13 protein-coding genes and 1 tRNA gene are annotated in these 13,170 nt (G+C 40.7%); 11 read left to right on the top strand and 3 right to left on the bottom strand.

The window, feature by feature from the left end; genetic code table 11:
- Positions 1 to 96: 96 nt before the first annotated feature.
- Positions 97 to 1,017 (bottom strand): chemotaxis protein CheV, encoded by a 921-nt coding sequence (locus BEL05_RS07420; RefSeq protein WP_028765234.1) that lies wholly within the window; start codon positions 1,015 to 1,017, stop codon positions 97 to 99.
- Between the two features lie 209 nt (positions 1,018 to 1,226).
- Here BEL05_RS07420 and flgA point away from each other — a divergent pair, with 209 nt between their 5' ends.
- The 3 genes from flgA (at position 1,227) to BEL05_RS07435 (ending at position 2,802) form a co-directional block, all read left to right on the top strand.
- Positions 1,227 to 1,934, top strand: a complete 708-nt coding sequence (gene flgA, locus BEL05_RS07425) for a flagellar basal body P-ring formation chaperone FlgA (protein ID WP_028765235.1) — start codon at positions 1,227 to 1,229, stop codon at positions 1,932 to 1,934.
- Positions 1,935 to 2,052: 118 nt separating this feature from the next.
- Positions 2,053 to 2,370 carry a flagellar biosynthesis anti-sigma factor FlgM gene (flgM, locus tag BEL05_RS07430; protein ID WP_028765236.1) on the top strand — a complete coding sequence of 106 codons (318 nt, stop codon included), beginning with the start codon at positions 2,053 to 2,055 and terminating at the stop codon, positions 2,368 to 2,370.
- A 6-nt stretch (positions 2,371 to 2,376) separates the two neighbouring features.
- Positions 2,377 to 2,802, top strand: a complete 426-nt coding sequence (locus BEL05_RS07435) for a flagella synthesis protein FlgN (RefSeq protein WP_028765237.1) — start codon at positions 2,377 to 2,379, stop codon at positions 2,800 to 2,802.
- Positions 2,803 to 2,883: 81 nt separating this feature from the next.
- Here BEL05_RS07435 and BEL05_RS07440 read toward each other — a convergent pair whose 3' ends face one another.
- The gene (locus tag BEL05_RS07440; protein ID WP_028765238.1) at positions 2,884 to 3,330 is read right to left on the bottom strand and encodes an LPP20 family lipoprotein; all 447 of its coding nucleotides are present in this window, start codon (positions 3,328 to 3,330) and stop codon (positions 2,884 to 2,886) included.
- The gene (locus BEL05_RS07445) at positions 3,327 to 3,953 is read right to left on the bottom strand and encodes a FlgO family outer membrane protein (protein WP_069670777.1); all 627 of its coding nucleotides are present in this window, start codon (positions 3,951 to 3,953) and stop codon (positions 3,327 to 3,329) included. The genes BEL05_RS07440 and BEL05_RS07445 overlap by 4 nt, the downstream gene beginning before the upstream one ends.
- A 315-nt stretch (positions 3,954 to 4,268) precedes the next feature.
- Here BEL05_RS07445 and BEL05_RS07450 point away from each other — a divergent pair, with 315 nt between their 5' ends.
- From BEL05_RS07450 to BEL05_RS07485, 8 genes are all read left to right on the top strand, one after another.
- Positions 4,269 to 6,056, top strand: a complete 1,788-nt coding sequence (locus BEL05_RS07450; protein ID WP_069670778.1) for a GSCFA domain-containing protein — start codon at positions 4,269 to 4,271, stop codon at positions 6,054 to 6,056.
- Positions 6,057 to 6,225: 169 nt separating this feature from the next.
- Positions 6,226 to 7,383, top strand: a complete 1,158-nt coding sequence (locus BEL05_RS07455; protein WP_069670779.1) for a flagellar assembly protein FlgT — start codon at positions 6,226 to 6,228, stop codon at positions 7,381 to 7,383.
- Between the two features lie 78 nt (positions 7,384 to 7,461).
- A tRNA-Arg gene (locus tag BEL05_RS07460) sits at positions 7,462 to 7,537 on the top strand.
- Between the two features lie 393 nt (positions 7,538 to 7,930).
- Positions 7,931 to 9,121 carry a UDP-N-acetylglucosamine 4,6-dehydratase gene (locus tag BEL05_RS07465; RefSeq protein ID WP_069670780.1) on the top strand — a complete coding sequence of 397 codons (1,191 nt, stop codon included), beginning with the start codon at positions 7,931 to 7,933 and terminating at the stop codon, positions 9,119 to 9,121.
- Positions 9,122 to 9,151: 30 nt separating this feature from the next.
- Positions 9,152 to 10,309 (top strand): LegC family aminotransferase, encoded by a 1,158-nt coding sequence (locus BEL05_RS07470; protein ID WP_069670781.1) that lies wholly within the window; start codon positions 9,152 to 9,154, stop codon positions 10,307 to 10,309.
- Entirely contained in the window at positions 10,302 to 11,468 is a 1,167-nt protein-coding gene (gene neuC, locus BEL05_RS07475; RefSeq protein WP_069670782.1) for a UDP-N-acetylglucosamine 2-epimerase, read from the top strand. Before BEL05_RS07470 ends, neuC begins: the two co-directional genes overlap by 8 nt.
- The gene (gene neuB / locus BEL05_RS07480; protein WP_069670783.1) at positions 11,465 to 12,538 is read left to right on the top strand and encodes an N-acetylneuraminate synthase; all 1,074 of its coding nucleotides are present in this window, start codon (positions 11,465 to 11,467) and stop codon (positions 12,536 to 12,538) included. Before neuC ends, neuB begins: the two co-directional genes overlap by 4 nt.
- Positions 12,531 to 13,166 (top strand): acetyltransferase, encoded by a 636-nt coding sequence (locus BEL05_RS07485; protein ID WP_069670784.1) that lies wholly within the window; start codon positions 12,531 to 12,533, stop codon positions 13,164 to 13,166. The genes neuB and BEL05_RS07485 overlap by 8 nt, the downstream gene beginning before the upstream one ends.
- Positions 13,167 to 13,170: the final 4 nt, after the last annotated feature.

Genomic DNA, 13,170 nt, shown 5'->3' on the forward strand with positions numbered 1-13,170 from the left:
ATAGCAAGCGTTAAAGAGCTGTGCGTTATACATGAGCTAACTCATTGATACAACCCAAACTCTTCAAAACTAGTCCGAAATAACAATGACTTCAAACTAAAGACTTAAGTGCTTATTCACTGCAGCTGCTAGCTCATCTGGATTAAACTTGGCAATAAAATCATTGGCGCCGACCTTTTCGACCATGGCCTGATTAAATACACCACTCAATGATGTATGCAACACGACTTTAATATCCTTGAGTTTCGGATTATCTCTGATCTCTGCGGTGAGTGTGTAGCCATCCATTTCAGGCATCTCAATATCCGAGATAATCAACGGAATCTCGGTCGCTACATTATCCATCTCAGCCGCTACACTTTTCAACTTTTCTAATGCTTCTCTGCCATCTTTAGCAGTGTCAATCTGCAAACTTAACGATTCAAGCGCACGAATAATCTGCTTGCGCGCCACCGCCGAGTCGTCAATAACCATAATATGGAAATGACGCTCTCTATCTATAGTCAGTTTCTCATCAACTTCCTGACTTATCTTAGTCTTAACCGGAGAGATTTCATCAAGGATCTTCTCAACATCCAAGATTTCAACTAGTTCGCCTTCAATTTCAGTGACCGCAGTCAAGTAAGAGTAACGCCCAGCCCCTTGAGGCGGTGGCAATATCGCTTCCCAGTTCATGTTAATAATGCGCTCAACAGACTTAACAAGGAAGCCCTGAACACTTCGGTTGTACTCGGAAATGATGATAAAACAATTCGCGGTATCTTCTATTGGACGGCCACCAGTCGCGGCACTTAAATCAATTACCGATATTGTTTGTCCACGGATATGAGCCACACCGCGAACAAATGGGTTTAGCTTAGGAAGTCCTGTTAATGGTGGACATTGTAATACTTCTTTTACTTTGAATACGTTAATACCGAACCTTTGCCGCCCATTTAACTTAAACAACAAAAGTTCTAAGCGGTTTTGTCCAACAAGTTGGGTACGTTTGTTAACTGATTCAAGAATACTCGACATAATGCCTTTGCCTTGTTGCCCTGTGAATGCTTACCTGCACTCATCCATATTAATGAGTATAGGCATACTAATTGCTTTATCTACCTATATGACAACCAGACCTCAAATTTGTCAAATTTATGACACTAATTTCTATCAAAAAATGTCAAAGATTCAGGTCGCCCACAAAGTATAGGCGTAATCTGGCTAATCAAGCTAGTCTATTCAATATGAAAGTAAAATTAATATGCTTCTTAATCGTTTCACTCTCCATTGCGCCAGTCATCGCCGCAGAAGAAGCGAGTGTGCCTTCTTTATCGACCATCTCACGTTTAGCTATAGCGGTTGTCGAGGAAAAGATAACCGCACCCAGTAATGCAAAGGTTAAAATTAGCCCCCAAAGCCTAGACAATAGGCTATCACCACCGCTTTGTAATTCTCCCCTCACTGCCGAAATAGCCAGTGATAGAGCGATTAGTCGCAATAACACAGTCAAAATTAGTTGTGATACCGCCAGCTTGCAATACCCATGGCAAATATTTATTTCTGTCCGAGTCGATATATTATTTCCTGTAGTGGTAGCCACAGATACACTAGGTCCAGGTGATCTTATCAGCGCAGACCAGGTGACATTAGCTTACGTTGAGCAAAGCACCCTTAGAGGACAACAATTTGATGCGGTTGACAACGTCACTGGCACCCGCGTTAAACGCAGAATAGCGCCAAACCAACCCATCTTTAGCAGCAACCTCTGCTTTGTGTGTGCTGGTGACATGGTTTCAATCTACGCGCGCTCAGGTAACTTTGAGATAAAAACCACAGGGGAAGCGATCAGAGACGGTAATTTGGGCGATAGAATTCAAATAAAAAACAGTAGCTCACATAAAACTATAGATGCCATCGTCGTTGGCGTGGGCAGTGTGGAAGTTAGAATGTAAGATAGGTGATTTTAATTGCAGGAAAATCTATACTAATTTAAATTTTTTGTCTAAAGCTTTAAGAATAAGTGCCGATACACAAGTATGTTGATCTCATTTACTCAAATTGGAATACAAAATGGCTATTGATATTAAGCACGTAAATACGGGCACACATAATAGAGTTGGCACCTCTTCAGCTAATAAATCACAGCAGAGCTCAAGCCAAGCAGCTGGTGCAGCGGCTCAAACGGTTAAAGGTGATTCAGTTTCAATCACGTCTCAAGCGCAGCAACTTCAAAGTGCTCAAGCTAAGCTCAATGATATCCCAGAAGTAGATATCAAAAAGGTAGAAGAAATTAAAGCTGCCATTGCTGAAGGTCGTTACAAAATCGACGCAGAAAAGCTGGCAAGTAACATCGAACAGTTTGAAAATGAATTAAGGGATCTCAATTAAGCGTTTATGAATTCAATAGCCGATATCATCGTTAATCAACATAACCTACTTATTAACCTAAAAGAGGTTATTGAAGCAGAGAAAGCCGCCTTGATCGAACAAGATGCCGATCGGTTGCTTGGCCTAGCTAGCAATAAAGCCAAATTGCTAAATGAGATCAAATTAAACGATGAAAGTTTATCGGCTCATCCTGATAACGCTGAACTGAAAACCAATGCCGACATAGTCAAACAGGTCGAAAACGCAACCAATCTACTTGAAGAGTGTAAAACGCTCAATGCGTTAAATGGCAAACTGATAGAGCACAGTATGGCCAGCCTAAATCGTTTTTCACAAGCACTGCAAGCCAGTCGTAACGCCTCGAGCCTCACCTATGACCAAAAGGGTAAAACCTCGACTATTTCAACGCTAGGTAATAACTTAAAAGCCTAACGACTGACTAAAAATAACGAATAAAAAAGCCGCTTAATCGCGGCTTTTTTTGTTAGACCAACCTTATTCATTAGATAAAGCTTAAAAATAGGTCACTTCTTTCACTTTCTGTGGCCGATTTTGTTGCTGATACAGCGCCCAAACCTGAGAAAAGTCCAGTTCTAACTCAGTCACATAGTGCTCACCTGCTGGATAGCTTTTGACTACCTTAGCCCCTCTAATGACACCTGATACCGACGCTTGAATACTATCATCGGACAGCATCCAGTCGCGTACTTGGCTTGATGCCGATAACTGCTGACCATAAACCTGCTCTGCTAACTCTCGATAAGCAGCAATCTTAGAGGCTTGCATAGCCATTAACACCCGTTGCGATTGCTCTTTGGCCGGCTGTGTATCGAGTGGTGCATACCCAATGGCTGTCAGCTTTGGAAATGACTCTGGCGCTTCGGTTTCCCACTGTATATATCTATCTTGCGAGGCACAGCCCACTAACAAGAGACCGATAGCTAAAACCCACGTCTTCATTGGTTCGCTCCTATTATTTGGATATCCGCCTGTCCAGGCTGACTATTTCGATGTAACTTACCATCCTTCGAGGTCACTTTTTCAGCCATTCTGAGGTAACCTGGTAGTTGGGCAACACCCACACTTGACGCCGCCGCGGACACCACTCGATTATTGGTCACATTCACAATTCGACTATTAACAACTAGCATGTCCATCGACAGACTCATGGTCGATACCAGCACGTGCTCAACAGGCAAGTCTGCAGGTAGCTTGCGCCAATCTCGGGTCAACAACAACTCCCCTTCATTGGTTACGCTGACATTTTCACCCACATTGAGATCAACCAAATTGAATTGATGATCGTGCATCGCGGTAATAAGCCCTTGTTGTATCTGCAACCCCAAAGGGTTGGTCGTGGTCAAGTCATCTAACAACACTGGCGTTGCCACCAACAGCGCTTGCTTTGAGGTAAGTTGATCGTTTTGTCTGACGAGTTCGTTAGCAATCTGCTGTGTTAAATAATTCACAGCAGAATTAGACGGCAAACTATTGCCGCTAGCTAAAGTTTGCGAATCACTGTCGTCAAAAGTCGAACATGCTCCCAACAGCAATGCAACCGACATAAAAAGTAAACTTCGCATAACAATTCCTATAAAATACAATTGATAACGTATTATTTATACGTTATCAAATCAAAAGAAACACAAATAGAATCACAAAACTCAATGTCAAAAATTGGTTAGTTGTAAGATGAACTAGCAATTTTCAAGCCGTTCTTCGTAAGGACAGTCTACAATTCGTTCCATCGGCAAAACGAAGAAGAACTTTAATCTAATACCTATTTAGTACATAGCAGGCATAATATTTGCTTTAAAACATAACAGATTCAAATGTGTCATATAAATGTCGTTAGCCTTACTTTCTATGATATTTCGGACAAATTTAGGAAAAATCTTATGCAAAACAGCAAAACTCCCTATAACAATAGAGATGAAATTTTCTTTTGGCGTAGTGCCGTTGCATCTATCAAGCTTGGCCAGCAGACATTCGACAAGTTAACGCAAATAAGATTACATACCGAAAATCCAAAAATATCGTCAGTTGGCTCCTGTTTTGCCCAGCATGTTGGTCGATGGCTTAATAAACAAGGGTATTCCTTCCATCAAAGCACAATTGAAACAAGTCAAGTTTCAAGTTTTGCTTTTGGTAACATATATACGCCAAGATGCTTTCTGCAATGGTTTGATATTATCGATGAAAACAAAGGTTTTGATGCTGAATGTGCGATACATTTTGAAAAAAACCGTTACTATGACTTGTTAAGACCGAGTATTTATCCCAATGGTTTCGATAGGAAAGAAGATTTAGTCGAGGCCAGAGTATTAGCAGCCAAAGAGATGTATCAGACACTTAAAAACACTGATCTACTCATTTTCACACTAGGCCTAACAGAATCTTGGAAAGATCAAAACAATGTTTTCTATCCAAGCTGCCCAGGCGTCATATCAGGAGAGTTTAACGAAACAAAATATCTGTTTCACAACTTCACATATGATGAAATTTGCTCCGATTTACAACAACTAAAATCACGTCTTACCTCAATAAATCCCAAGATCAACATTATACTAACCGTATCACCAGTGCCATTAACGGCAACAATGACAAACAAACATATATTAGTTGCCAATCAGCACTCAAAATCACTACTTCGCACAGCGGCCAGTTTCATGTGTGACAATTATGACAATTTCGAATATTTCCCCTCCTTTGAACTCATTACAGCTCCATCAGATAATGACTTTAGGTTTGAAACTAATCGGCGAACTGTTACACCCGAAGCGGTAAACTATGTAATGGGCCACTTCGGATCTGTATTGCAACGTGCTGAGGGCCACATTTCAAACGCCAATCTAAATAACGAATTTTCAGGTGTTACTCAGAAAACAACTGATACAGAAGAAGTCGAATGTGACGAAGAGTTTCTCGAGTCCGTTAAAAAACTTACAGAACACTCTTTAGATGAGCCAAGAATTGATCTGACGCTCTTTGGAGATAGTCATATGGGCAAACTATCAACTGCATTTGATAACATCAACATGACACACTGCGGCGGCATGGTGATGAATGGCTCTGGTTTTTCTCAAAAGAAATTTTCCTTGTGTGACACCGAGTACTTCGTTCCCCTAGAGAATGCCATGTCAAGAAAATTGTGGTCGGTGATATTTAGTAACTTAAGTCGCCATGAACAACAAAGCCCTCCACTAACTTCAACTATTATAACCAACTTAGGGCTACAAACTCATCAAAACGTCTCTAGGTTTACCACTTGGCTCCAGAATTCTTATCCACAAGGAATAGCCGAAATAACGCTAAAAGAGTTCGTTGATTACTTCTATGACGATCTCACTGAGCAGCTTTCTATCATATTGAAGCTTCACGAAAATGGTCACAAAGTTGTTGTGGTATCCGACCCACCTTTTAGCCAGTATTTCGAAGAATCTAAAGGTATGAAAAACATTATTTATGCTTATTTTAATGCAATGGAATACATATGGACTGAATTCGGTATTACCTTCTTCAATGCAGCAAGAGCTTTCGATGAAGAAATAACAGATCCTGAAAATTATTTATCGACAGTCAAATACGCAGACAACCAGCATGATTGGATTCACGGCAATGAAAAATATTATGCTTGGCTAGCAGACAAATTATCAACCCTAATAAAGCAAGAGACAGAAGCCTAAATAGTGCCGGTTAAAAGTGTCTAACGTTATACTCACTGATTTGTTTAGGCACACTTATTGCTTATGCATTAGAGAGCTAGCGCGATGTCTAAATGTGATGGCCTAACGCCATCATTTTGGCACCTCAACATAACTTAGCGCCATAGATAACAACGATTGAGACAGAACCATGAAGCCACTACACCTACTGATCATCATTACTGCGTTAATGCATTTTAACGTTAGCGCGCAATGGATTGAGGCAACAGGCCAAGCAAAAATCATCAATGGCAATATCACACAAGCTCGAGAAGATGCCATTGAACAAGCGTTAAGCTACGTTGCGTTACGCTCTGGTGGTAGTTTCTCAAGCGAACAACAAACACAAAATGGTAGACTTACCCAAGATAAGTTTTCAATGTCTAATCAAACTCAGGTTTCTCACGTTGAATTGCTTAATGAGCGCATAGAAAAACAAACTCTTACCGTCAACCTTCGTGTAGATATTATTACGTCAACAGATGAAAAGTGCCATTTAGACCCGTTGAAAGCCGCCATATTAGTACCTCAGGCTCAAATTAGCGATAGAGCCCAATTACGTTATGGCAACCTTGGAAACTTACAAAAAGCGATGTCAGAGCGACTCGGCTTCATCATGCGTAGCCAAGCCAAAGCCAGCTTCCCAAATGTTCATGCTAATGAACGGCTAGACATTGAGCAGTCCTTGGTCGATATTCGAGGTTATCGCCTCCCCAGCTGGTTGAGTGAAATAACAGACAGCCAATATGTGTTGTTACCTGAAATCATTGATATTTCAACAGATCCCATCGAAGCTAGTATGTTTGGTTTATGGGACAGCTACCCACAACGTCAATTTCAACTTCGCTTATCACTTTATCATGGCATTAGTGGCGAGCAGATTTGGAGCGAATACTACAATTCACCAGCATTGTGGGAGTTTGAGAAGCAAATAACCGTACCAGCGCACAGCAATCGCTTTTGGGCTTCCAGTTACGGTAAAAACATCGATAGTGTATTGATGCAGGCTAGTGAAGATATCGATAACGTCCTAAATTGCCGCCCACTGCTTGGACAAATCGTCTCTCGGCAAAACAATAGAGTGATCATCAATCTTGGCCGTAACAATGGCATTAAAGTCGGTGATAGTTTCCAATTAGTGCTGCAACAAAATCTGCCTGATAGACTCGACAATATGAGAGCCGTTGCAGGAAAAAGCCGGGCAACGATTAAGATTGATCAGGTCACACAAGAGAGTGCCACTGCAGTGCTAGAAGGCGCAAATGCAGCGCTTAATATACAAATTAACGACATTGCGATCAAAATATAACAGACATTTAGTGCACTATTTAAGCAACTAAATCTAAAGCCTTTTCATCGAGATGAAAAACAGTATAATCACTGACGTCTCCCTATAGCTCAACAGGATAGAGCAGTCGCCTCCTAAGCGATCGATCGGGGTTCGAGTCCCTGTGGGGAGACCAGCTTTACTTTATAGTTTTAGATGATTTAAATACTGATTACTGTCGATAGATATTCTTACAAACTTCCTTATAATCTCTTTTTAGCTTGATAAGTGTCAGGTTTTTGCCGTAATTATTGTGTGCTAATTAGCACTCATGAGTGGTCGCCAATCCGTCATAAAAATTATTACTTTAAAATCATAAACTTAATCTAGCTGGCTTTCTTAACCTCATTAATATCAATCGGAATGCCCAGTCATTAACAGTCCATTTTCTTGGCTCAATTTTTGCTTGTTAAATTTAACCCTAAAATATTGAACTACGTATACAAGGTAAGCTTTCGTTATGACTTATAGTCACTTAAGATTACTAACTATAATTTAGTTAAAGTATTTATTCCTATTTGGTAGCACAATGACGAACATGTTGAGATTGATTGGAAGAGAAAAAGCCCTTTTCGCATCAGACATCAGACATCACACCTCTATGCTGAATGAAGAGATCAATCGTTCTCGTTTTTTAGTTTTGGGGGGAGCTGGATCTATTGGTCAAGCGGTTGTTAAAGAGATCTTTAAGCGTTCTCCTTTAAAACTCCATATCGTTGATCTCAGTGAAAATAATTTAACCGAATTGGTCAGAGATATCCGTAGCTCTTTTGGCTATATTGCTGGCGACTTTCAAACGTTTGCACTAGATATCAACTCAATTGAATACGATGCCTTCATCGATCAAGATGGAAAATATGACTACGTACTAAACCTCTCTGCACTGAAGCATGTAAGAAGTGAAAAAGACCCTTTCACCTTGATGCGCATGATCAATGTGAATGTTTTTAATACCGACAAAACCATAAAGCAATCTATCGCCAAGGGTGTTAAAAAATATTTTTGTGTTTCAACTGATAAAGCTGCTAATCCGGTGAATATGATGGGCGCGTCAAAACGGATCATGGAAATGTTCTTGATGCGACGCAGTGAACAGATTTCTATCTCCACAGCCCGTTTTGCTAACGTCGCCTTTTCTGATGGTTCTTTACTACATAGTTTTAACCAACGCATTTTAAAACAACAACCAATCGTCGCCCCGACTGACGTAAAACGCTATTTTGTTACTCCCCAAGAGTCTGGTGAGCTTTGTTTAATGTCTTGTATATTCGGCGAAAATAGAGACATTTACTTTCCTAAACTAGATGAATCAACTCACCTTATATCCTTCGCCGACATTGCAACTCGCTATCTCGCAGATAGAGGCTATGAAGCTTATGTTTGTCACTCAGAAGAAGAAGCGAGGGAGCTATCATTGACTCTGCCCGCTAAAGGCTTGTGGCCATGCTATTTCACTGTAAGTGATACATCTGGAGAGAAAGATTTCGAAGAGTTCTTTACTAATAAGGAGGTTCTCGATATGGGAAGCTTTGCCGAATTAGGTGTTATCAAGAATAAATTGGAGTATGACTTAGGGTTAGTTGAACTATTCGAGCAAAAAATTCAATCAATGTTATTTGAGAAAACATGGAGTAAGAAGCAATTGGTTGACCTTTTTTCTTTAATATTGCCCGAGTTTGGTCATAAGGAAACAGGGAAGTCTCTCGATGAAAAAATGTAAATCAACTGAATTTTTCAAGGTATTAAACTAATGTATTCATTGATTGAATTTATTCGCGAAACTTATCAAACCAATAAGTTTATTCCGTTGCATGCACCTACATTCCCAGGAAATGAGCAAACATATGTCGCAGAGACTATTGAGAGCACTTTTGTCTCTAGCGTAGGGCGATTTGTAAACGAATTCGAACGTAAAATTGAAGATTTTACAAAGTCTCCCAAAGCCGTCGCCACCTCAAGTGGCACCAGCGCCTTGCATACAGCTCTATACATGGCTGGCGTCAAGAGCGGCGATCTGGTCATCACCCAAGCTCTTACTTTTGTCGCTACCTGCAACACTTTATATCACATGGGTGCAGAGCCTGTTTTTGTCGACGTTTCAACGAGAAGCTTAGGTTTAAGCCCTATAGCCGTACAAGCATACCTTGAAGAATATGCCGTAGTCGATGAACTTGGGTTATGTACTCATAAAGAAACTGGCCAGATCATTAAAGCTATTATGCCAATGCATACGTTCGGACATCCTGTAGAGCTCGATGAACTTAAACTAATTTGCCAGCAATGGAATCTAATTTTAATTGAAGATGCCGCTGAAAGTTTAGGGTCTTTCTACAAAAATAAGCATACAGGCACCCTAGGTGAGTTTGCTGCGCTCAGTTTTAATGGCAACAAGATCATTACTACAGGAGGCGGAGGTATATTGTTGGCTAACGATATCGTTAATGGTGATCGTGCTAAACATATCACGACAACCGCTAAGGTCTCTCATCCATACGAGTTTTACCATGATGAAGCCGGCTTTAATTATCGAATGCCTAATTTAAATGCTGCACTAGGTTGTGCGCAAATGGAAAGCCTTCCCCTCTTTATTGAACAAAAGCGGGCATTAGCAAAGCACTATCAAACTTTCTTTGAAAAAAGCGATCTTGAGTTCGTTACAGAGCCAGATTATGCCACCTCGAACTATTGGTTAAATGCTGTTATCTGTCCAGATTTACGCTATCGAAATGAAATATTAAAAGCCACCAATGATGCCGGAGTAATGACCCGTCCTGTATGGCAATTAATGCATAGATTACCCATGTTTAAAGATGCAATGCGAGGCCCGCTGACGAATTCGGAGCTTATCGAATCTCATCTGATTAATCTGCCGAGTTTTCCAACAAACCTGGAATCAACTTATGCCTAAAAAAATTGCAGTATTTACAGGTACAAGGGCTGATTATGGATTGCTCTATTGGTTACTTACAGACATTAAAGCTGAGGAAGAGCTCGTTCTTCAATTAGTTGTTTCTGGTAGCCATCTTTCACCTGAATTTGGAAATACATTCGAACAAATAGAAACGGATGGATTTAAAATTGATGAAAGAGTTGAGATGTTACTTTCATCCAACTCCCGAGTCGGAATAGCTAAAAGCGCGGGACTCGGTATGATTAGTTATGCTGAAGCGCTAGACAGATTAAAACCTGATGTATTAATAATATTGGGTGATCGGTATGAAGCATTAGCTATTGCACAAACAGCGACTATTCTTGGCATAACTATATTACATATACATGGTGGCGAAATTACTGAAGGGGCCTACGATGATGCATTTCGACATGCTATCACGAAGCTCAGCCATGTTCATTGCACCTCAACAGAAGCTTACAGGCAACGCGTTATCCAAATGGGGGAGATGCCCGATAGTGTACATAATGTTGGTGCTATAGGGTTAGATCACATCCATCGCAGTAATTTGATGACGATAGATGAACTTTCGGCATCACTGAACTTCAATTTAAATACTCCATACTTTTTAGTCACATATCATCCGGTGACACTGATTGATGAGCCAGCAGACGCCACATTTCAGTCTTTACTGTCAAGCTTAGATAAGTACCCATCACATCAAGTGATTCTAACTTACCCAAATGCAGACAATGGCTCTAGGGCCGTCATTTCTATGATTGAGGAATATAGTCGAGAGTCAAACGGAAGGGTCTTAACAATCCCCTCATTAGGGCAAACAAGATACCTAAGTGCGGTAAAACATGCTGCTGCGGTTATCGGTAACTCTTCTAGCGGTATTATAGAAGTCCCCTCTTTTAACATCCCAACCGTTAACATAGGCGCACGACAACGTGGACGCCTTGCAGCAAGTAGTGTTATCACATGCCAACCCAATACCAAATCGTTAACAGATGCGATAAATCAGGCTCTTATTAAATTACCAGAACTCAAGCGCTGTAAGGTAGAGAACCCCTATAGTCAAGGCCAAGCAAGTCCCGCTATTATTAGTATATTGAGGTCAATGGTTCAAAAACCAGTAAAGTATTTTTACGATATTAAGGCATACATTAAATGACTCTAATTATTGCAGAGGCTGGCGTAAATCATAATGGTAGTGAAGCGTTGGCAATTAGCTTAATTGATGCAGCATATGATTCAGGAGCTGACATTGTAAAGTTTCAGACTTTTAACGCGAAAAATTTAGTCACCCATGAAGCTAAACAAGCAAATTATCAAATTGCTAATACTAAAAAACAAGAGTCACAGCTTTCAATGTTAAGTCGCTTAGAGTTAAGTTATGAGGCTCATCTGCGCTTAATAAGTTATTGCCAAAAAATTGGAATACAGTTTCTATCCACTGCATTTGACTCTGAAAGTTTACGGTTTATTGTCGATACACTTAAACTCCAAACATTAAAAATTGCTTCGGGTGAAATAACCAATGCGCCATTTTTGCTTGAGCATGCTCGTACAGGATGTGACCTCATCTTATCGACAGGCATGTCAACGTTAGCAGAAGTTGAATCCGCTTTAGGCGTCATTGCATTTGGCTTAACGGCACCGGATCATAAACCTCCGAGTATAGAAGCGTTCCAAGCCGCCTACGCCTCAAAAGAGGGGCAACAGGCGCTGCAAGCTAAGTTAACCTTATTACATTGCACTACAGAGTACCCAGCTCCATTCGATCAAATTAATCTAAAGGCAATGGATACGTTAGCGACAGCTTTCTCTTTACGGACTGGATATTCAGACCACAGCCAAGGAATCACTATACCTATCGCTGCTGCGGCTCGTGGTGCGTGCGTCATTGAGAAGCACTTTACGTTAGATAAACAGTTACCAGGGCCAGATCATAAAGCTTCCCTAGAACCCTGCGAATTAAAAAATATGGTGACTGCGATTCGCACTGTTGAACTTGCAATAGGTAGTGGTATTAAAGCTCCTCAGCCTGCCGAACTGAAAAACCTGCCCCTTGCAAGGAAAAGTATTGTCACCACTGACAATATAAAGAAAGGAGAGCAATTTTCGAAGCATAACCTAGCGATTAAACGTCCTGGTGAAGGTATCAGCCCATATCAATATTGGCAAAAGCTCAATACATTGGCAGGTCGCGATTACAGAGCTGGTGAGGTGCTAAATGACTAAACCAATCATCATGCTTGGATCGGGTGGGCATGCGGCGGTTTTAGCCGATATTATGCAGCAACTCAATTACACGTTAATCGCAGTCGTTAGCCCTAATAGAGGTGAAAGCGCTCTATTTAGTTGTGTACAACATTTTGATTCTGATGATGATATTTTACAATTCTCTAATGATGAGGTTAAATTAGTCAATGGATTAGGCGCTTTACCCGGACAACATTTACGTCATCAGCTTTTTGACCGCTTTACCCAGCTTAAATACCAATTTGAATCAATCGTATCGCCGTATTCTATGCTGTCACAATATTCTACCCTTGGTACCGGAGTACAAATTTTAGCTGGGGCAATTGTCCAAACAGGCTGTGTCGTGGGCAATGGAACAATCATTAATTCAGGCGCAATAATCGAGCATGATTGCCATATCGGTATTCACTGTCATATAGCTCCTGGAGCAACAATTTGTGGTGGCGTGCACGTAGGTGAATACTCTCATATCGCAACGGGTGCCAATATTATACAGGGCATCTCGATTGGTAAAAATTGCGTTGTCTCGGCAGGCGCCACAATTACTAAAGATATGCCAGATAATTCGATTGCTTATGGCTATCGAAGCAAGGTAGAAAAAAGGTAATAAT

The organism is Shewanella colwelliana (assembly GCF_001735525.1).
Lineage (GTDB): Bacteria > Pseudomonadota > Gammaproteobacteria > Enterobacterales > Shewanellaceae > Shewanella > Shewanella colwelliana.